This window comes from Candidatus Spongiisocius sp. (assembly GCF_965221825.1).
Lineage (GTDB): Bacteria > Actinomycetota > Acidimicrobiia > Spongiisociales > Spongiisociaceae > Spongiisocius.
Genome location: NZ_OZ244917.1, coordinates 1,037,182 through 1,056,619, shown reverse-complemented (window position 1 = coordinate 1,056,619; position 19,438 = coordinate 1,037,182). Strand labels below are relative to the sequence as shown.

At 67.0% G+C, this 19,438-nt stretch carries 15 protein-coding genes; 10 read left to right on the top strand and 5 right to left on the bottom strand.

Going from position 1 to position 19,438, the window contains the following annotated elements; translation table 11 throughout:
* The gene (locus ACOQPD_RS04870) at positions 1 to 900 is read right to left on the bottom strand and encodes an amidohydrolase family protein (RefSeq protein WP_420613782.1); all 900 of its coding nucleotides are present in this window, start codon (positions 898 to 900) and stop codon (positions 1 to 3) included.
* Between the two features lie 120 nt (positions 901 to 1,020).
* Between ACOQPD_RS04870 and ACOQPD_RS04865 the strand changes: the two genes are divergently transcribed.
* Both ACOQPD_RS04865 and ACOQPD_RS04860 read left to right on the top strand, forming a co-directional pair.
* The gene (locus tag ACOQPD_RS04865) at positions 1,021 to 2,142 is read left to right on the top strand and encodes an alcohol dehydrogenase catalytic domain-containing protein (protein WP_420613781.1); all 1,122 of its coding nucleotides are present in this window, start codon (positions 1,021 to 1,023) and stop codon (positions 2,140 to 2,142) included.
* On the top strand, positions 2,139 to 3,359 hold the full coding sequence (locus ACOQPD_RS04860; RefSeq protein ID WP_420613780.1) for a mandelate racemase/muconate lactonizing enzyme family protein: 1,221 nt from the start codon (positions 2,139 to 2,141) through the stop codon (positions 3,357 to 3,359). The genes ACOQPD_RS04865 and ACOQPD_RS04860 overlap by 4 nt, the downstream gene beginning before the upstream one ends.
* Positions 3,360 to 3,663: 304 nt before the next feature.
* Here the strand turns inward: ACOQPD_RS04860 and ACOQPD_RS04855 are convergent, their stop codons facing one another.
* Positions 3,664 to 4,755 carry a zinc-binding dehydrogenase gene (locus tag ACOQPD_RS04855; protein ID WP_420613779.1) on the bottom strand — a complete coding sequence of 364 codons (1,092 nt, stop codon included), beginning with the start codon at positions 4,753 to 4,755 and terminating at the stop codon, positions 3,664 to 3,666.
* A 188-nt stretch (positions 4,756 to 4,943) separates the two neighbouring features.
* Between ACOQPD_RS04855 and ACOQPD_RS04850 the strand changes: the two genes are divergently transcribed.
* Both ACOQPD_RS04850 and ACOQPD_RS04845 read left to right on the top strand, forming a co-directional pair.
* Positions 4,944 to 6,386 (top strand): DUF4349 domain-containing protein, encoded by a 1,443-nt coding sequence (locus ACOQPD_RS04850; protein WP_420613778.1) that lies wholly within the window; start codon positions 4,944 to 4,946, stop codon positions 6,384 to 6,386.
* 143 nt (positions 6,387 to 6,529) lie between these two features.
* Positions 6,530 to 7,348 (top strand): 2,3,4,5-tetrahydropyridine-2,6-dicarboxylate N-succinyltransferase, encoded by an 819-nt coding sequence (locus ACOQPD_RS04845; RefSeq protein ID WP_420614348.1) that lies wholly within the window; start codon positions 6,530 to 6,532, stop codon positions 7,346 to 7,348.
* A gap of 120 nt (positions 7,349 to 7,468) precedes the next feature.
* Here ACOQPD_RS04845 and ACOQPD_RS04840 read toward each other — a convergent pair whose 3' ends face one another.
* Positions 7,469 to 7,798 carry a HesB/IscA family protein gene (locus tag ACOQPD_RS04840; protein WP_420613777.1) on the bottom strand — a complete coding sequence of 110 codons (330 nt, stop codon included), beginning with the start codon at positions 7,796 to 7,798 and terminating at the stop codon, positions 7,469 to 7,471.
* Between the two features lie 143 nt (positions 7,799 to 7,941).
* Between ACOQPD_RS04840 and pdhA the strand changes: the two genes are divergently transcribed.
* From pdhA to ACOQPD_RS04825, 3 genes are read left to right on the top strand one after another with little or no spacing between them, the layout of a single operon-like run.
* A complete protein-coding gene (gene pdhA / locus ACOQPD_RS04835; protein WP_420613776.1) occupies positions 7,942 to 8,982 on the top strand; it encodes a pyruvate dehydrogenase (acetyl-transferring) E1 component subunit alpha in 1,041 nt (346 codons plus the stop codon).
* A complete protein-coding gene (locus ACOQPD_RS04830; protein WP_420613775.1) occupies positions 8,979 to 9,953 on the top strand; it encodes an alpha-ketoacid dehydrogenase subunit beta in 975 nt (324 codons plus the stop codon). Before pdhA ends, ACOQPD_RS04830 begins: the two co-directional genes overlap by 4 nt.
* Position 9,954: 1 nt before the next feature.
* Positions 9,955 to 11,064, top strand: a complete 1,110-nt coding sequence (locus ACOQPD_RS04825; RefSeq protein WP_420613774.1) for a dihydrolipoamide acetyltransferase family protein — start codon at positions 9,955 to 9,957, stop codon at positions 11,062 to 11,064.
* Between the two features lie 67 nt (positions 11,065 to 11,131).
* On the opposite strand, the gene ACOQPD_RS04820 is transcribed toward ACOQPD_RS04825, so the two are convergent.
* Entirely contained in the window at positions 11,132 to 14,539 is a 3,408-nt protein-coding gene (locus tag ACOQPD_RS04820) for an adenosylcobalamin-dependent ribonucleoside-diphosphate reductase (RefSeq protein ID WP_420613773.1), read from the bottom strand.
* Positions 14,540 to 14,973: 434 nt separating this feature from the next.
* Positions 14,974 to 15,771, bottom strand: coding sequence for an SDR family oxidoreductase (locus ACOQPD_RS04815; RefSeq protein WP_420613772.1), 798 nt, complete (start codon positions 15,769 to 15,771; stop codon positions 14,974 to 14,976).
* Between the two features lie 51 nt (positions 15,772 to 15,822).
* Here ACOQPD_RS04815 and ACOQPD_RS04810 point away from each other — a divergent pair, with 51 nt between their 5' ends.
* From ACOQPD_RS04810 to ACOQPD_RS04800, 3 genes are read left to right on the top strand one after another with little or no spacing between them, the layout of a single operon-like run.
* Complete coding sequence (locus ACOQPD_RS04810; protein WP_420613771.1) at positions 15,823 to 17,004, top strand: HisA/HisF-related TIM barrel protein; 1,182 nt, start codon at positions 15,823 to 15,825, stop codon at positions 17,002 to 17,004.
* Between the two features lie 49 nt (positions 17,005 to 17,053).
* Positions 17,054 to 17,851 carry a hypothetical protein gene (locus ACOQPD_RS04805; protein WP_420613770.1) on the top strand — a complete coding sequence of 266 codons (798 nt, stop codon included), beginning with the start codon at positions 17,054 to 17,056 and terminating at the stop codon, positions 17,849 to 17,851.
* 31 nt (positions 17,852 to 17,882) lie between these two features.
* Positions 17,883 to 19,322 carry a GuaB1 family IMP dehydrogenase-related protein gene (locus ACOQPD_RS04800; RefSeq protein ID WP_420613769.1) on the top strand — a complete coding sequence of 480 codons (1,440 nt, stop codon included), beginning with the start codon at positions 17,883 to 17,885 and terminating at the stop codon, positions 19,320 to 19,322.
* Positions 19,323 to 19,438 lie beyond the last annotated feature (116 nt).

Below are 19,438 nucleotides of genomic sequence, written 5' to 3'. Positions count from 1 at the left end.
TCAGTCCAGCTTGTACAGGCGCCGGGCGTTCCCGCCCACGATGCCATCGATGTCCGCGGCGGTGAAGGGCTCCCGGCCGGTGCGCTCGGCCACCTCGTTCAGCTCGGCCAGGAGGTGGGTACCGATCTTCTGGCCACCGCCTGTCCGGTCCTTGTCATTGTTGTCCGAGCCGTACACCACCCTGTCGAGGGCGCCCAGTCCGCGGAGTTTGTCGAGGGCGTCGAAGAACGGCTCCGGTCCGGCGCCCACGAAGTAGGCGATGTCGGCGTGGAAGTTGGGGTGGCGTGCCACCACGGCGATGCCCTCGTCCACGTAGGGGAAGTTGATGTAGACCAGCACGCGGAGGTCTCGGTACCGGATGCCGATCCGGTCCAGCCGTTCGGGGTGTCCGTACCGGAGAGCGGCGGTGATGGTGGGCGAGTAGCCGGTGTTCACGTGGGCGACGATGTCGAGTTCCTCGCAGCTCTCCAGCATGGGGGCTACGGCGGGGTCGTCGATGTAGTAGTTCTGGTAGGTGGGCAGGAACTTCGAGGACTTGAAACCGTATTCCTCCACGCAGCGGCGCTGCTCGATGACCCCGGCCTGCACGTCCCGCAGCGGATCGATGTTGGCCACTCCGATCAGCCGGTCGGGGAATCGGGCCACCTGTTCGGCGGTGTAGTCGTTGGGCACGAACACGTGGCGCTGGTCGGGGAAGTCGGGGTGGTAGGTGGTGCGGCGGATGTCGGAGCCTTGGACCATCCCGATGTCGGCTCCCGCTCGGTCGAGGATGCCGACGATCGCCTCACCGTCCGTCCAGATGTACCCGCCGCCGTAGGGGCGGTAGAGCTCCTCCATCCACCAGATCGGTGCCTGCTCGGCGGAGTCGGTCAGATGGAGGTGGCAGTCCACCGTCACCATTGAACTGATGCACTCCTTCGTCCGGGTGCGCCGCGTGGCCTCTTTCGTAGCGTATCAAGCCGGCCCGGAGATGCGACAATTGCCGGCGCGGACCAGGGGACCGACGTCGATGGAGTGCGTGTGAATAGCAGAGCCCGGACCTCCGGCACCACGGTGAGGGCTGCGGTATGGACGGACCCTGAAGCGCCGCTGAGCATCGAGAAGGTGTGGTTGGCCGATCCGGCCTCCGGTGAGGTGGGCGTCCGGGTCGCGGCGACGGCGATCTGCGGCAGTGACCTCGCCTACGTGGACGGCCATTGGGAGTGTTCGGGTCCTGCGGTGTTCGGTCATGAGGCGGCGGGGACAGTCGATCGGCTCGGCCCGGGGGTCACGGATCTGGCGCTGGGCGACCGGGTGGTCGTAACGCTGATCAGGAGTTGCGGATCATGCCGTCGTTGCATGGCGGGGACGCCGGTGGGTTGTTCGGGCCGGTTAGCGCTGGACGATTGCGGGCCGTTACGCGACGGGCGCGGGTCGGAGATCCGGCAGGGTCTGGGGGTCGCGGCGTTCGCCGAGGCCGTGACCGTGCACCGATCCCAGGCGGTCCGGATCGGTCCCGAAATCGACCTGGACGTGGCCGCGCTGCTGTCCTGCGGCGTGCTGGCGGGTGTCGGAGCGGTTCGCAACACCGCCCGGGTTGCCCCGGGATCGTTCGTGGTGGTGCTCGGCGCGGGCGGTGTCGGGCTCAACGTGGTGCAGGGCGCCCGGCTGGCCGGTGCCGCGCAGGTGATCGCAGTAGATCCGGATCCGGAGAAGCTGGCTGCGGCCGTCCGGCTCGGCGCCGGCACCGCGGTCGGGGACGGGGTGCGGGAGGCTGTCCTGGTGGCGACGAAAGGCGAGATGGCGGACTACGTGTTCGTGGCGACGAGGGCCGTGTCGGCGATCGAGACGGGTTTCGACCTGCTGGGGAGGATGGGGACGCTCGTGCTGGTGGGCATGCCGCGGAGCGGGGCCAGGGTTAGCCTGGATCCGGTGACGGTGGCGAGCGCAGGGCAGCGGATACTCGGATCGAAGATGGGGTCCGGCCTGCCTGCCCGGGACATTCCGGCGCTGGTCGATCTCTACAGGGAGGGCTACCTGGAACTGGACGGCCTCATCACCGCCCGCTACGGGCTCGAGGAGATCGAGGCGGCCCTGGAATCGGCGCGCCGCGGTGGTGCCCTGCGAAACGTGATCATCATGGAGGAGAGCCTGATCGCATGAGGATCGACGGTATCGAGACCTTCGTGGTGGCCAACCCGAGGCCGGATCTCGGCGGCCCGTACCTGATCTTCGTGAAGCTCACCACGGACGACGGGATCGTCGGGTACGGCGAGCACTACGGGGCCACCTTCCGACCGTCGGTCGTGGAGGCGATGCTGGAGGACCTGGCCGGTGCGTTGCTGATCGGCCGGGACCCGTTCCTGATCGAGCGTTTCTGCCGGAGCGCGTACGGGCGGGGCTTCACCGCCCGGCCCGACGTGACCCTCGGCGGCGCGATCAGCGCGCTGGAGATGGCGTGCTGGGACATCATCGGCAAGGCGGTGGACAAGCCCGTGCATGCGTTACTCGGCGGCCGGGTCCGGGATGCTGTCCGGTCCTACACGTACATATACGACGAACCCGGTGTCGAGGGTGATGCCGTGTATCGCGATCCCGAGCTGGCGGCCCGCCGGGCGGCCGAGTACGTGGCGAAGGGTTTCACGGCCCTCAAGTTCGATCCCGCCGGTCCCTACTCCTCCATGGGTGGGTACCAGCCGCTCCTGGAGCGGATCGAGCTCTCCGTGCGGTTCTGTTCGGCCATCCGCGACGCGGTCGGGACGGACGCCGACATCCTGTTCGGCACCCACGGGCAGTTCACGCCCGGAGGAGCGATCCGGTTGGCGGCGAGGCTGGAGCCCTACGATCCGCTGTGGTTCGAGGAGCCCGTTCCGCCCGACGACGTCGAGGGGATGGCCAGGGTCCGGCGGCATACCTCCATACCCATAGCCGCCGGAGAGCGGCTCACCGGCAAGGCCGAATTCGCCCGCCTGCTGGCGGCGTCGGCAGTTGACATCGTCCAGCCCGACCTGGGGCGGTGCGGAGGTCTACTGGAAGGCAAGAAGATCGCCGCCATCGCGGAGGTTCACGGCGCCCAGATCGCTCCCCATTGCTACTGCGGGCCGATCGTGGCCGCCGCCAACCTGCAGCTGGCCGCCTGCTCTCCCAACTTCCTGATCCTGGAGGCGATCGAGGACTGGGGCGGTTTCCACGCCGAGCTTCTCAAGACCCCGCTGCGGTTCGAGAACGGATGCACCGTCGTCCCGAACGCCCCCGGACTGGGAGTGGAACTCGACGAGGATGTCCTGGCCGCCCACCGCTACGAGGGCGACCGGCTCCATATCGAGATGGTCGACGACCCGGTCGACCACAACGAACCCCGCTGGACGGGCCGCGGGTGAGACGGCTTCGTCACGTTCCGGTCCGGGACACCAACTTCTCTTCCTGATCACCGGCGAGGCTTGGACCGGCCGTGTCGCGCACGCCGATTCGTGTCACACCCACGTTCTACCATGTTGGATAATCGCAAATACCAGTGATTCGGTTCGGACGTCGACCCGATCATGAGACGGTCAGACCGCCGAGTTGCCCCGCTCGGGGAAGGACGGGACGCGCTCGACTCCAAGGTGGTGGCGGAGGGGGAGGGCCCGGCGGGCGAAGCCCGCGGCCGCCGGGATTTTCGCGTTCTTCCGCGGAGTCGGGATGCTAGAAGACGATCAGTCCGCGGGCCTGTTCACCGGCCGCCAGGGCTCGGAATGCTTCGTCGGCCTGATCCAGGTCGTAGCGGTGGGTGATGAGATCTCCGATCCTCAGCTTGCCGGCCATCGCTAGTTCGACCATCTTGGGGAACTCGACCGCGGGGTCACCGCTGCCGTAGAACGAGCCCTTGATGCGGTGCTCCCCCTGGACGAGCAGCAGCGGATCCACCGAGAGGGAGTCGCCGGTAGGGGCCAGGCCGATCACCACCTCGACCCCCTGCTTGGCCAGAATGCGGAGGCCCTGCTCCATGGCGGAGGTGCTTCCGACCGCGACGATGCAGGATTCCACGCCGTGGCCGGTGAGTTCCATGACCTTGCCGACCATGTCCTCCGTCCGGGAGTTGATGGTGTGGGTGGCGCCGAACCGGCGGGCGAAGTCCAGCTTCGAGTCGACCACGTCGATGCCGATGATGGGGTGGGCGCCCGCCACGACCGCGCCCTGGACGGCGTTGAGGCCTATCCCTCCGCAGCCCAGGATTGCCACGCTCTGGCCCGCCTTGACGCGGGCGGTGTTGACCACAGCACCGAAGCCGGTGGTGACGGAGCATCCGATCAGTGCCGCCAGATCGAGGGGGAAGTCCTTCCGGATACTCACCGCGGCTGATTCGGGCACCACTATGGAGGAGGCGTAGGTGGACGGGCCGTAGTGGTAGACGTCCTCGCCCCGGTGGTGGAAGCGGGTCGTTCCATCGGCCATCATTCCCCAAGGCGCCTCATCGAGGCAGAGCGCCGGATAACCCTGCCGGCACGGTCGGCAGTTGCCACAACTGGGGGCCCAGGAGAGGATCACATGGTCTCCTGGCGACAGCGTCCGGCATCCCGGCCCCACCGCGTCGACTACGCCGGACCCCTCGTCGCCGAGCACGATCGGCATCGGCATTCCGGAATGGGAGCCGTCGGCGGTGTGCAGGCAGCTGTGACATACCCCGCTGGCGGTCATCCTCACCCGGACCTCCCCGGGTCCGGGATCGTCGAGATCCAGGTCGAGCATCTGCATGGGTTGGCGGGCCTTCACTAGGACAGGTGCCGTGATGAGCATGTTCTCGTTTCTCAGGTCGCGTCAGGATTCATGCCCGGCCGCTGCGGGAGGGGGACCACGATCAGGATCGGCGCGGATTGTCAGGACCGGATCGTATGCCTCCGCCAGGCTACCCGGTGTCGGTGTGGTTCAGGCTGCGGAGGGTGAGGGTCACGAAGGTAGTGCCGGATGATGGGTATAGTCCTTTTATGTCAGTTCGGGATCGTCACCGCCAGAAGGGTGCTGGTAGCGGCGAGGCGCGGTCCCGGTTTCTCCACTGCCTGATCCCCCTTGTTCTGCTGCTGGCCGCTGCGTGCGGAGAGGACGACTCAGGTGAGGAGTCCGAGGCGATGATGGCGCCGGCCACCACGGCCGCCGCCAGCTTTTCGGACAGTGCCGCACCGACCACCACCTTGGTGATGTCCGCCGAGATGGATATGGCTGCAGAGGAAGAAGCTGCCCTCGATTCATCTGAGACCGCCCGGTTACCAGTAGCGACACCGGCCGACCTCGGGCGTGATGTCATCTATCGCGGAACCATCTCGGTGCAAGCATTGGATGTGGAGGCGGCTGCCCGTGAAGCTGTCAACATCGTGCAAGGACTGGGGGGATTCGTCTTCGGGCAGCAGGTCAGCAGTAGCCCCGAGCCCGAATCCCAACTCACCTTCAAGGTCATGCCTACCGACTTCCTGCCGGTTCTGGAGAGCCTGTCCGGCGTGGGCGAGCTCGTCGACAAGAAGATCACAGCCGACGATGTGACCGAGCGGATCGTCGATTTCAGAAGCCGGATCTCCACCGCGGAGGCGAGCGTCCTGCGCCTCAGGGACCTCTTGCAGGAGGCACCTGACCTGGAGAATGTGGCCCTGATCGAGCGGGAACTCGTCCAGAGGGAGACTGATCTGGAAACCCTGCGCGGGCGCCTCCGGACCCTGACCGATGCGGTCAGCCTGGCCACCATCGATATGACCATCTTCCAGCTCTACGAGCCGGTTCCCGACACCGGCATCGACGTGGCTGCATGGGTTTCCGACTCGGACGAGGACCCCTGCCTGGGTAACGACGCACTCATCGCTTCCCCCGATGACGACGCCTATTTCTGCGTCCAGGTGGAGAACACCGGCGAGGTCGCCCTCACCGACGTGGAGGTGTCCTCGGCCGCCCTCCGGCTACGTCCCCAGGACCAGCGGTCGTTCCAGTTGGTGGCGGGAAGCTTCGACAGGATCGAGCCGGGCGAACTCCTCAGCGCCGTAATGCACGTGGCCATTCGCGAAGGTCGGATCGCCGGCCGGGTGGCTACCAGGGGCGGCATCGAGGTGGGATTCGAGGTCACCGGCACCCCGGTTCCTGATGATGGTGTCCCGATGGACACGGTCACCGGCTTCTCGTTCGCCTGGGTGGTGGTGGACGAGGAGGAGGGGCCACCGTCCTTCATCGGCGCTGTCCAGACCGGTTACCGCGGAATGGTCCGCGCTCTCGGCTATGTAGTGGCGATCATCGGCCTGCTCATTCCCTTCGTCCCGGCGGTGGTTGTGATCGGTGGCTTCTACTGGTGGTTCCGGCGATTGATACGCGGGCGCCGATCCGCTCGGTCAGTCCCCGCCGACTCGGTCCCGAACCGTCCGCAGCGCCCGCCGGACCCGCCGAAGGACTAGCCGCCGCGGATGTGCGGGCGGGTTGGCCTGCTGCCGACCGGCCTGGGATCATGTCCTCGCCCGACGGGCCGGCAGGAAGTTTCTAAATCACGGTCATGGAGCCGTACCGGCGTATGGACTGACCGGAAGGAGTGTCGATGACCATGGCAACAACGGATCTTGAAAGGGTCATCGCTGCGGCTGCGGAGCATCCGGGCGCGATGGAGGACCACGAGGTCGCGGCGGTCGAGCAGGTCGTGGAGCTGCTGGACAGGGGTGAGATCCGGCTGGCGGAGAATGTGGACGGTGATTGGGTGGTCCACGGCTGGATCCAGCAGGCCATCAACCTCTACTTCCGCGTGCCGGAGATGGAGACCCTGCACGCCGGGCCGCTCGAGTTCTACGACAAGATCCCCCTCAAACACGACTACCAGGGACGGGGTAACCGGGTGGTGGCGGGAGGTATCGCCCGTTACGGCTCCCACCTCGAGCCCGGAGTGGTGATGATGCCCAGCTTCGTCAATATCGGCGCATACGTCGCCACCGGCACCATGGTGGACACCTGGGCGACCGTCGGTAGCGGCGCCCAGATCGGCCGCCGGGTGCACCTGGCCGGTGGGGTGGGCATCGGCGGCGTGCTGGAACCACCGGGAGCGAGGCCGGTCATCGTCGAGGACGACGCCTTCATCGGTTCACGCTGCATAGTGGTGGAGGGGGTCATCGTCCGCGAGGGGGCGGTCCTGGCGGCCCAGAACTCGATCACCGCCTCGACACACATCGTCGATGTCACCCAAGACCCTGCCGTCACCCACAAGGGAGAGGTTCCGGCCGGCGCCATCGTCATCCCGGGCAGCCGGAGCCGGGAGTTCCAGGGTGGGACCTACCAGGTGAACTGTGCCCTGATCATCGGCAGGCGGACCGGAACCCATGACGACAAGCTGGCCCTCATGGACGCTGCCCGCGACTTCGGCTTCGCTCTGTAGCCACGTCGACCCGAGGCTTTAGCTGCCACCCCCGAGCAGCGGATAGCCGAGATGAGGTGTACGCGAGAGAACTCCACTGCGGTCGGGCTCAAGCCCCCCAACGGATCCGGCTGCCCGCTGTCAGTGGCAGGCGCAGCCACCGCCGGCGCCTGGCGGGTTCGGCTTCATCACCATGAAACCTTCGCCCTGGGGTGTCTCCACGTAGTCGATCGCCACGCCCTCCACGGCTTCGCGGGTCTCGTTCGCCACGGCCATCTTCACCCCGTGGGCCTCGAACACCTCGAAGTCGTTCCCGGCCTCGGGCATGAAGGCCAGACCGTACATGGTCCGGCAGCAGCCCTGCCCGGCGGGAAAGACATGCAGGTAGGCCCGTTCCGGGACTCCATCGGCCAACTCGATCACCTTTTCGGCCGCGACCGGTGTCAGATCGATCAGCGTCGTGTCGCTCATTTCGTGTCCCTTTCCGTCCTAGGCGCCCCGGCCGGACCGTGCTCATGACCGGGTTTGGTCGTCACCCGGATCATCGGCTAGCCGGACTAGCGAACCCGATGTGCGATGCCGGCCTCGCTGTTCGACACTGTAGCCTTCGGGTCATGCGCCTCGATCCCCGCCAGGTACTGGCTGCCGACGGGACCGTCATCGATCGCCGGGAGCCGGATGTCTCCACAGTGGCGACCATGTACGCCGAGATGACGGAGGCCCGCATGTACGACCGCAAGGCCTCCGCGTTGCAGCGGCAGGGCCGGCTGGCGACCTACGCGCCCTACGAGGGGCAGGAGGCGTCCCAGGTCGGTGCGGTGGCGCCACTGGCCCCGGAGGACTGGCTGGTGGCCAGCTACCGAGATGCGGCAGCCATGCGCTTTCACGGCTACCCGTGGAAGAACCTGCTCCTCACCCGCATGGGGGACGAGCGGGGCGGCCATCCGCCGGAGGGGGTGAACGTCACCCCGCCCTCGATAACGGTGGGCGGTCACATGATCCACGCGGTCGGGATCGCCTGGGCCGAGAAGCTCAAGGGAACCGGCGCGGTGGCGCTGACCATGTTCGGTGACGGGGCCACCTCGGAGGGCGACTTCCACGAGGCGATGAACTTCGCCGGGGTCTACCGCGTCCCCACCGTGTTCTTCTGCCAGAACAACGGCTGGGCCATCTCCATGCCCCGATCCCGCCAGACGGCTTCCAGGACCATCGCCCAGAAGGCGGACGCTTACGGCCTCCCCGGCGTGCTGGTCGACGGCAACGACGTCCTCGCTGTCGCGGAGGTGGTGGCCGAGGCTGTCGACCGCGCCCGTGCCGGGGAGGGGCCTACGTTGATCGAGGCCCTGACCTACCGGGTTCAGGGCCACACCACGGCCGACGACCACGGGCGTTACCGGTCCCGGGAGGAGGCCGCGGGATGGCTTGCCAGGGACCCCTTGGAGCGGGTTCGCCTGTGGCTGGAGCGGCACGGGGCATGGTACGAGGCCCGCCAGTCCGAAATAGAGGGCGAGGCATCCCGGCGCATCGAGGCGGCGGTGGCCGAGGCCGAGGCGGTGGAGTCCCTCTCCGCGGGCGAGATCTTCGACGCCATGTTCGAGGAACCGACCGCGCCGCTGGCGGCCCAGCGCCACCGCGCCGAGCGGAGTGCCCGATGAGCGTGCTGACCATGGCCCAAGCCCTGAACTCGGCCCTCGACACTGCGCTGGACGACCCCCGGGTGGTGCTGATGGGCGAGGACATCGGGACGACCGGGGGAGTGTTCCGCATCACCGACGGCCTGCAGCGGAAGCACGGCTCCGAGCGGGTGATCGACACCCCGGTGGCCGAGTCGGGGATCATGGGCGCCGCGTTCGGCATGGCGATCGCCGGCCTGCGTCCCATCGTGGAGATCCAGTTCATGGGGTTCTCGTACCCCGCCTACGACCAGGTGATCAGCCACGTGGCCCGGATCCGGAGCCGGTCGAGGCACCGTTTCACCGCTCCCATGGTCATCCGGCTTCCCTACGGCGGGGGGATCGGGGCGTCGGAACACCACAGCGAATCCACCGAGGCCATCTACGCCCACATCCCCGGCCTCAAGGTGGTGGTCGCCTCCACGCCCGACAACGCCAAGGGCCTGCTCTTGGCGGCGGTCGATGATCCCGACCCCGTGATATTCCTGGAGCCCATCCGGGCATACAGGGCGGCGCGGGGCGACGTACCTGACGGTCGCTACGTCACTCCCATCGGCGCCGGCATGCTCGAGCAGCGAGGTTCCGACATCTCCCTCATCTCCTACGGGGCGATGATGCGTGAGACCCGGGACGCCGCCCAGCGTCTCGCCGCCGAGGGGGTTTCGGTGGAGGTGATCGACCTGCGCAGCCTCGTTCCCCTCGATGCGGACATGGTGGTGGCGTCGGTGGAGAAGACCGGGCGGGCGGTGGTGATCCACGAAGCCCCGCTCACGGGCGGTTACGGGGCCGAGGTCGTCGCGCTGATCCAGGAACGTGCCCTCTACTCGCTCCGGGCCCCGGTGCGGCGGGTGACGGGCTGGGATGTCTCGGTTCCATTACGCCTTGCCGAGCGCCACTACCTTCCCTCTACGGGCCGGATCATGTCCGCGGCCCATGACGTTCTAGAGGCCTGAGATGGCGCACGAGTTCCACCTCCCCGATGTGGGAGAGGGCCTTGTCGAGGCAGTGATCGTCTCGTGGTACCTCGAGGTCGGTGAGACGGTGGAGCTCGACCAGTCGCTGGTGGAGCTCGAGACCGACAAGGCGATCATCGACATGCCGTCGCCGGTCGCGGGGGTGTTGCTGTACCGGGGCGGGGAGGACGGCGAGACGATCGAAGTCGGGTCGCTGCTCGCGGTGATCGGAGAGCCGGGCGAGAGTTGGGAGGGAGCCGCGGTGACCTCTCCGGCTGGGGAGCCGGCGGCTCCGGTGGTCGGTTCCCTGCCGGAGGCCGGCGCCGCCAGGGTGCGGGGGCCTCAAGCCCTGCCGATGGTGCGCAGGCTCGCGGAGGAGTTGGGGGTGGATCTGTCCGGCGTACCGGGCACCGGCCCCCTGGGACGGATCACCGAACAGGACGTGCGGGCCGCCGCTTCCGGCCGGTCGACCGTGCGGGTACCGATGTCCCGCCTGCGCAAGCGGATCGCCGAGAACATGGCGCGCTCCTGGCGGGAGATCCCGCACGTCGCCACCTACGACCATGCTGACTCGGACACCCTGATGGCGGAACGGTCACGGCTCGGTAAGCCTCCGGTGGAGGCATTGCTGATCGCCCGGCTGGTTCCGGTGCTGGCCCGGTTTCCCTCCTTCAACTCGGCAGTCGAAGGAGACGTGATCGTCGAGCGGCGCTTCTACGACATCGGGTTCGCGGTCGACACTCCGGACGGCCTGACGGTGGCGGTCGTGCGCGACGCCGAGAGCCTGCCGCTGGAGGGGCTCGCCGGTGAGGTTCGGCGCCTTGCGGAAGGAGCGAAGGAACGAACCCTGGGAGTGGACGAACTGCGGGGCCAGACCTTCACGGTCTCGAACATCGGTGCGGTGGGAGGTGGCTTGGGGACCCCGATGATCCCGTACGGCACCTCAGCCATCCTGTCGGTCGGGAGGGCCGGGCCGCGGGCGGTCGTGAGGGATGACAGTATCGAGATCGTCCGGCAGTTCCCCCTGAGCCTCTCCTACGACCATCGCATCATCGACGGCGCGGAAGGGCGCCGCTTCATGGCAGCGGTGATCGAAGCCCTGGAGAAATGAACCGGTTCCCGGTCCGGTCCGACATTCTCCGAGGCCGGCTGGCCGGTGTCGCGGATGACTCGGACGGCTAGCTGCAGCCGGTGGTGTCTCCGCAGGTCAGGCAGACGTAACAGGCGCCGTTGCGGACGGTCATGTGGCCGCAGGACGAGCACACCGGGGCGTCGCCCATCAGGCCGCCGATCATCTGGCCAGCACTTGTAAGGACGGCTTCCCCGGTCTTCCCGGTTGCCACGCCCGATCCGTTGCCGGCGCCCACCGGCACCAGATCGAGGGGCAGCGGCTGGACGGGGCCGGGCTGATCGGAGTCCACGAACTTGGCCGCGGCCGCTTGCGCCTCGATCTCCTGTTCCTTTACCGCCTCGGACAGCTCCATCTGACGGCCGGCCTCGGCGGCGATTCCCTTCGGTGGCTCGGGAAGATCGCTGCTCGACCGATCCGGGGGGACCTGGGCCAACTCGTCCCGATGCAGGTACTCGACGCCGAGCGCCCGGAACACGTAGTCCACGATCGAGTTGGCCATCTTGATGTTCGGATGCTTTTCCACGATGCCCCGGGGCTCGAAGGTCTGGTACACGAAGGTGTCCACGTACTCCTCCAGCGGCACGCCGTACTGGAGGCCCTTGCTCACCGCGATCGCGAAGCTGGCCAGGACGCCCCGGAGGGTGGCGCCCTCCTTCGCCAGGTCGATGAATATCTCACCCAGCGTCTCGTCGTCGTACTCCCCGGTGCGTAGGAACACCTTGTGGCCACCGACCCGAGCCTCCTGGGTCCACCCCGTCCGGCGGTTCGGTAGCAGGAAGCGGGGACGAGGCTGCTGGGCGTAGGCCTGGGTGGGCGAGGTGCCGGCAGGCCAGACTCCCCATGCCATGGCGGACTCGGCCTGGAGCGCTTCGGTGACCTCCTCGCTCTCCTCCTCTGACACCCCCTCGTCCGAGGAGGCGGACAGCGGCTGCGAAGCCTTGGAGCCGTCCCGGTAGAGGGCCACCGCCTTCACGCCCAGCTCCCAGGACATCATGTAGGCGTCTGCCACATCGTCGACGGTGACCTCGTTGGGCATGTTGATCGTCTTGGAGATGGCGCCCGAGATGAACGGCTGGGCGGCGGCCATCATCTTGATATGGCCGGTGTGGTGGATGAACCGCTTCCCGTACTTGCCGTTGCGGTTGGCGCAGTCGAACACCGCCAGGTGCTCGGCACGCAGATGCGGCGCTTCCTCGATGGTCTGCCGGCCGCAGATGAAGTCGTTGGCGGCCCGTATCTGCTCCTTGCTGAAGCCGAGCGCCGTCAGCAACCTGAACTCGAAGGTTCCGTACTCGTCCTCGGTGAAGCCGAGCCGCTCCAAGGCGTCGGCGCCCAGTGTGAATACGTTGAAGGCGTTCTCCAGCTCGAAGGAGCCAGGAAGGGCCTTCCCGATCCTGGCCAGGTCCTCGGAGGTGAAGCCTCGCGCAGCCAGGCTCCCGAGGTTGATATGCGGGGCGTTCTCGAGCGATGAAGTGCCCACCACGTAGGTCAGGATGTCGAGTATCTGTTGCCGGTCGTAGCCGAGGCGCCGCAGCGACGGGGCGATCGACTGGTTGGCGATCTTGAAGTACCCCCCGCCGGCCAGCTTCTTGAACTTGACCAGGGCGAAGTCGGGCTCCACGCCGGTGGTGTCACAATCCATTACCAACCCGATGGTTCCCGTCGGAGCGAGCACGGTTGCCTGCGCGTTGCGGTAGCCGTGGCGCTCGCCCAGCTCCAGGGCGCGGTCCCAGGCTCGCCGGGCCGCGTCCAGCAGGTCGGCCGGGCAGCGTGCCGGGTCGATGGTGCTGACCGAGGCGCCTACGCCCTCGAAGCCGGTCTCGTCGTAGGCCGCCCGGCGGTGGTTGCGCATCACCCTCAACATGTGGTCGCGGTTCTTCTCGAACCCGGGGAAGGGACCACGCACCTTGGCCATAGCGGCGGACGTAGCGTAGGCCTCACCGGTGAGGATGGCGGTCAGCGCACCGGCGATCGCCCGGCCCTCGTCCGAGTCGTAGGGGATTCCGCGGCGCATCAGGAGGCTGCCGAGGTTGGCATAACCGAGGCCGAGGGTGCGGAAATCGTAGGAGCCCTGAGCGATGGCCCAGGATGGGAAATGCGCCATCGTCACCGAGATCTCCAGGACGATCGTCCACAGCCGGATCGCGTGGAGGTAGCCGTCGATGTCGAACCGGCCGGTTACGTCATCCAGGAAGGCGCCGAGATTGATGCTGGCGAGGTTGCAGGCCGTGTCGTCCAGGAACATGTATTCCGAGCAGGGATTGGACGCCCGGATCTCACCGTCCGCCGGGCAGGTGTGCCATTCGTTGATGGTGGTGTGGTACTGGATGCCAGGATCGGCACAGGCCCAGGCCGCGTCCGCGATCTGTTCCCACAGGTCTCTCGCCCGTACCGTCTTGCTGACATCGCCTTCCACCCGGTTGATCAGATCCCAATCGCCATCCTCGGCCACGGCCTTGATGAAGCGGTCGTCAACCCGCACCGAGTTGTTGGAGTTCTGGCCCGACACGGTCATGTAGGCCTCGCCGTTGAAGTCGGCCGGGAATCCGCCGTGCTCGATCAGGAGGCGGGCCTTGTTCTCCTCGTCTCGCTTCCAGGCGATGAACTGCTCGATGTCAGGGTGATCGGTGTCGAGGATGACCATCTTGGCGGCCCGCCGGGTGGTGCCGCCGGACTTAATGGCCCCCGCCGCCCGGTCTCCGATCTTGAGGAACGACATGAGCCCCGAGCTCTTTCCGCCGCCTGCCAGCGGCTCGCCCTCGGCCCGGAGGTTGGAGAAGTTGGAGCCGGTGCCGGATCCCATCTTGAAGAGGCGGGCTTCACGGACCCACAGGTCCATGATCCCTCCCTCGTTGACCAGGTCGTCGGCCACCGACTGGATGAAGCAGGCATGGGGCGCCGGCCTGGAATAGGCGTCAGGGGACGGAAGCACCTCACCGGTCTCCTCATCCACGTACCAGAACCCCTGCGGCGTGCCGGTGATGCCGTACTTGTGTGCCAGGCCTGTGTTGAACCACTGCGGGCTGTTGGGTGCAGCCATCTGGTTGGCGAGCATGTACTTGAGCTCGTCCTCGAAGGTCTGGGCGTCGTCGGCGCTGTCGAAGTAGCCGTAGCTCTCACCCCAGTGCCGCCAAGTCTCGGCAAGCCGGTTGAAGACATCCCTGGCGGAGTGCTCCGACCCCAGCACGGGGTTGCCCTCGGCATCCAGCATCGGGTCACCCTCGGCGTCCAGCTGGGGCACGCCGGCCTTGCGGAAGTACTTCGAGACGATGATGTCAGTGGCTACCTGAGACCACGCGGCGGGAACCTCGGCGTCGTCCATCTCGAAGACCACCGAGCCGTCCGGATTGACGATCCGTGACTCGCGCCTGGTCCAAGCGATGCCATCGTACGGGTCGCGGCCTTCGGTCGTGAACATACGCTGCATCCGGAGCCCGTCTTCCCGTCCCGCCATCATCCCCTCCTTTTCGATGAGAGTCCGGACGCCTGCTGGGAGTCCCTACTCTTTGCTTGCCACACGCCGATGTACCTAGTTACCGGTTGTAGGCCGGTTCCCGATCATGACCACCGGGTCAGTTTTGCCCGAGATCGGGCCAAACAGTGTAATACCGTGGCTGTAATTATTCAACTGTTCTTCCATGTTTCCGGCCGATTTTCGGAGCCGGCGAACCTTTTCGTCGACAAAATGCCGGGTTGGGAAGTGAATGCTGTCCCAAGTCTGCTTCTCTGTAGCGGGCGGTGCCCGATGAGCCGCTGACCAGGGGCGGGAAGTGCGATCCGGGCGATGCCGTTCTATGAATGGGCGTCCGGACCGACGGGGAAGAGGCGCACGCGGCCGGGGAAGTCGGCTCCACCATACAGGCCCCATACCGCCCTGCTGCCTCCTGGCTATCCGTTTTTTTGACGATCTAGCCGGAGCGTCCGCGGGTAGAGGGTCTCGGTGTGACCGTCCACCGAGATGACCTGTCCGCTGATTCGCTTCCCTCGTGCTGAGGCGAGAAAGACCACCATATCGGCTATTTCTTGAGGATCGACGAAAGTGCCCATCGATGTCCCCTCCGCGTACAGCGAACATATCTCCTCCCTGGACCGCCCCTCCGCCTCGGCGTGGGCAGCGATCACCCGATCCATACGTTCCCCGGTGATGGCGCCGGGAGCAATGGCGTTCACCCGGACTCCGTGGCGTCCGAGCTCCATCGCCAGGGTCTTGGTCAGACCGACCACGCCGAACTTGGCTGGGACGTACGGCGCTCGGTACGGCATCCCCAGGAATCCGGCGGTGGACGAGATGTTGACGATGACGCCGGATTGCTGCCGCTTCATTGCAGGGATGACCCGCCGGGCGCAGTTGAACTGGCTGTCAAGACCCACCGCCAGGCAACGGCGCCACTCGTCCGGGGTGATTTCCTCAAGCGGCTTGGTGGGTCCGGCGATCCCGGCGTTGTTGACCAGCAGGTCGATCCCGGAGGCGGTGATCGGATCCAGCCAGGCCGCCACCGCATCCGGATCCGTCACGTCCACCGGGGCGCCTACCAGTGCGGACGGTAGGCCGGCCAGCGCCTGCTCATCGATGTCGCACACGAAAACGGTGGCGCCCTCGCCGGCCAGCGCACGGGCGATCACCAGGCCGAGCCCGCCGGCGCCGGCGGTCACCACGGCTCGCTGTCCGTCGAGGCGGGTGTCCATGCCCGGAGGTTATCGGCCGGAGCCCGCGACGGCTCGCCGGATACCTGCCCTATGGCGCCGGTCCATTCGCAGTATCGAGCCGATACAATCCAGGCCATGGACCTCTACGCCCGCGTCAACATCCTCGAAGGCCGGGCGGTCCGTCTCGGTAGGGGCAGCCTCGACGATGTGATCTCCCTCGATGCCGATCCGATCAACCGGGCCAGGGGCTGGGCCGATATGGGTGTGGACTGCCTCCTGGTGGTCGATCTCGACGCGGCTGCCTACCGCTCCTACCGGAATCGCCCCCTGATCGACCGCATGCTGGACGCGCTCGATGTGCCGATCGTGGTGGCGGGCGGGATCCGTTCCGAGCGGGAGGCCGCCCGGCTCATCAAGCAGGGCGCCTGGAAAGTGACCATGGGCACCGCCGCCATCGAGACCCCCACCATGGTCTGGGACCTGTGCCGTGACTTCCCCGGCCGGATGATGGTGTCGCTCGATGTCCTCGGCAACGAGGAGCTGGTCACAGAGGGGTGGACCTCCGACTCGGGCCGGTTCATGGAAGAGGTGATGCTGGAGATGGCGTCGTGCGGGGTGAGCGGGTTCTTCGTGACCGACGCCCGCCGAGATGTCCTGTCGGAACGTCCCAATCTCGACATCCTCCGCACGGCTCTGGAGTACATCGACGAGCCGGTGGTCGCCTCTGGCGGCGTGCGGAACCTGGACGACCTCCGCGCCCTGACCTCGATCGAGGTAGAGGGCCGCAGCCTCGCCGGAGTGGTTGTCGGCCGGGAGGTCACCGAAGGCCGGTTCACCGTCGGCCAGGCCAAGGCGCTGCTCGGCGGGCCCGGAGCACCGCTCACCCGGGTGCTCCAGCTCCGGGTCGTGCTCCCTTGCCGAGACATGGACCGGAGCGTCGACTTCTACCAGAGCACGCTCGGTTTCGCCCGCATCGAGACCGCGGAACCGTACGGACCGGGAGCGTCCGAGGAGAGCGGCTCGAGAGTATTGCTGGATGTGGGGATCGACTCCGTGCTGGAGTTGGTGCCCGAGGACCGGGCAGGGCAGGTCCGGCATCCATGCCGGCTGGTGTTCGTGGTGGATGATGCGGAAGCCCTCAGGGATCAGGTCGAAGGTCTCGGCCACGCTACCCGTCCGGCCACGGACGGAGCGCTCCGGGCCTTCGAGGTCGAGGCCCCCGACGGTGTTACCGTGACGATCTCCGAACCTCTAGGGGCGCCGGCTCCGTAGAGACGGATTCCGGCAAGACCCATCGCCTGCTGAACCGAGGAGGGTCGTGGTGAAGATCGGCTCGGGAAGATTCCGCCTGTTGCTGCTGTCGATGGTGGGCGCCATGTTGCTGACCGCGTGCGAGTTACGCGTCTTCGCCGATCTCGTAATCGAGGAGGACGAGAGCGGCACGATCGCGGTCGAGCTGTCCATGGACAGCGCCCTGGCCGCGCTCGCGGATACCGAATTCGGAGGCGAGCCGGTGTTCGACGAGGACATGCTCCCGGACGGCTGGAGCATGGCGGTCGTCTCGGAAGACGGATTCCAAGGCATCAGCGCCACCGCCGCCTTCGAGTCTCTGACCGGACTCCGAGAGATACTGTCGGCCCTGGTCGCATCGGAGGACCAACCCTCCGAGCTGGGGTTGCTGGACTTCCTGGCCGCCGGCCTGCCTACGCGGGAGGACGACACCTTCCGGTTCAGTCTGACCATCCCCGGCGGCATCGAGGGCTTGTTGGGTGAAGGCTTCGCCGAGGGGCCGCTTCCGGTTGACCTCGCCATGGTGGACCAAGTGCTCGACATCCGGGTCAGCCTGATGCTGCCCGGCGAGATCGTCTCCCACAATGCCGACCTTCACACCGTGGACCTCCTGGTCTGGAACCTCTCCCTGACCGACCCCGGACGTACGCTCGAGGCCGAGTCGCGGCTTCCGCAGCCCGGGGCGCATATGGCCATCGTCTGGGTAGCGGTTGCGGCGGCCCTGGTCATCGTGATCGTCCTGGTCGTGATGGTCAGGTCCCGGCGGAGACGAGCGGGTTCGGCGGAGCCGGTCATGGAGCATCCGGACGGGCGCGAGGCGGTGGATTGATGATCAGGCAGTTCACGACCGGGAGCCCAACATGAGGCTCATCGAAGGGTTGCTGGCGGACCGCGAGCTCACCTATTCGGACGTCTTTCTCGTGCCGTCCTACTCGGATATCTCGTCCCGCATGGATGTCGACCTCACCCCGCCGGACGGCGTAGGCACCAGCATCCCGGTGGCGGTGGCCAACATGACGGCTATTTCCGGCCGCCGCATGGCCGAGACCGTGGCCCGCCGGGGGGGCCTGGCAGTGTTCCCCCAGGACGTTGAGCTCGAAGCCATCGCCGACATGGTGTCCGCCGTGAAGAAGGCCGACCGCGTGCTGGACACCGCCATCACGCTGACCCCTCACGACAACGTGAACACGGCGAGGGCCCTGATCAACAAGCGGTCCCACGGGGCGGTCATCGTGGTGGATGAACACGGCCGTCCGGTGGGCATCTTCGCCGAGGGCGACCAGGAGGGGGCCGACCCGTTCACCCACCTGTCGGAGGTGATGTCGCACGAGCCGATCGTCCTTCCCGCCTGGCTGGATCCCGAGACCATGTTCGAGGAGTTGGCCGAGCGCCGGGTTCCTCTGGCTCCGGTGGTGGACGAGTCAGGGATCCTGGTCGGCGTTATCACCCGCCCGGGCGCACTGCGAGCCACCGTATACGAACCGGCCGCGGACGAGCATGGCCGGCTGCTGGTTGCAGCCGCAGTCGGGATCAGCGGGGATGCCGGATCCCAGGCCGCCGGTCTGTCGGAGGTCGGGGTGGACGTGGTGGTGGTCGATACCGCCCACGGCCACCAGGCACGGATGCTCGAGGCGTTGAAGGAAGTCCGGGCGACGGTGGATGACCGTCCGGTCGTGGCCGGCAACGTGGTCACGGCCCAGGCCGTCACGGACCTCATCGACGCCGGCGCCGACATCGTCAAGGTCGGGGTGGGGCCCGGCGCCATGTGCACCACCCGGATGATGACCGGCGTGGGCCGTCCGCAGTTCTCGGCGGTCGTGGAGTGCGCCGCCGCGGCCCGTTCCCGTGGACGCCACGTGTGGGCCGACGGAGGGGTGCGCGACCCGAGGGACGTGGCCCTCGCCCTGGCTGCCGGCGCGTCCACGGTGATGGTCGGTTCGTGGTTCGCCGGCACCTACGAGTCCGCCGCCCCCACGCTGCTCGACGTCGAGGGCAACGTCTACAAGGAGAACTACGGCATGGCTTCACGCCAGGCCGTGAAGCGGCGCACCGCCAAGGACACCGCCTTCCAGCGCGCCTTGAAGACCATGTTCGAGGAGGGTATCTCCGAGGGTCGCATGTATCTCAGCTCCGATACCCCCGGCGTTGAGGACCTGCTCGACCGGATCACCGCCGGAGTGCGATCGTCCTTCACCTACGCGGGCGCCCGAACCATCGACGAGTTCCACCGGCGGGCGGTGATCGGGGTCCAGTCGTCGGCCGGCTATTCCGAGGGCCAGCCCCTTCACGACGGCTGGTAGTTGTTAGTTGGTGGTTGTTAGTTTCTAGTTATTAGTTGGTAGTTGGTAGTTACTAGTTGGTACCTATTGATCATTGGTGGCCGCCGACCAGCAACCAGCAACCAGAGATTGGCGCG

Excerpts from the sequence above, each read along its gene's own strand:
- ACOQPD_RS04820 (WP_420613773.1), bottom strand. The coding sequence starts at position 14,539 with ATGGCGGGACGGGAAGACGGGCTCCGGATGCAGCGTATGTTCACGACC.
- ACOQPD_RS04855 (WP_420613779.1), bottom strand. The coding sequence starts at position 4,755 with ATGCTCATCACGGCACCTGTCCTAGTGAAGGCCCGCCAACCCATGCAG.
- ACOQPD_RS04810 (WP_420613771.1), top strand. The coding sequence starts at position 15,823 with ATGGCGCCGGTCCATTCGCAGTATCGAGCCGATACAATCCAGGCCATG.
- ACOQPD_RS04845 (WP_420614348.1), top strand. The coding sequence starts at position 6,530 with ATGGCAACAACGGATCTTGAAAGGGTCATCGCTGCGGCTGCGGAGCAT.
- pdhA (WP_420613776.1), top strand. The coding sequence starts at position 7,942 with ATGCGCCTCGATCCCCGCCAGGTACTGGCTGCCGACGGGACCGTCATC.
- ACOQPD_RS04870 (WP_420613782.1), bottom strand. The coding sequence starts at position 900 with ATGGTGACGGTGGACTGCCACCTCCATCTGACCGACTCCGCCGAGCAG.
- ACOQPD_RS04825 (WP_420613774.1), top strand. The coding sequence starts at position 9,955 with ATGGCGCACGAGTTCCACCTCCCCGATGTGGGAGAGGGCCTTGTCGAG.
- ACOQPD_RS04830 (WP_420613775.1), top strand. The coding sequence starts at position 8,979 with ATGAGCGTGCTGACCATGGCCCAAGCCCTGAACTCGGCCCTCGACACT.
- ACOQPD_RS04860 (WP_420613780.1), top strand. The coding sequence starts at position 2,139 with ATGAGGATCGACGGTATCGAGACCTTCGTGGTGGCCAACCCGAGGCCG.
- ACOQPD_RS04850 (WP_420613778.1), top strand. The coding sequence starts at position 4,944 with ATGTCAGTTCGGGATCGTCACCGCCAGAAGGGTGCTGGTAGCGGCGAG.
- ACOQPD_RS04840 (WP_420613777.1), bottom strand. The coding sequence starts at position 7,798 with ATGAGCGACACGACGCTGATCGATCTGACACCGGTCGCGGCCGAAAAG.
- ACOQPD_RS04800 (WP_420613769.1), top strand. The coding sequence starts at position 17,883 with ATGAGGCTCATCGAAGGGTTGCTGGCGGACCGCGAGCTCACCTATTCG.
- ACOQPD_RS04815 (WP_420613772.1), bottom strand. The coding sequence starts at position 15,771 with ATGGACACCCGCCTCGACGGACAGCGAGCCGTGGTGACCGCCGGCGCC.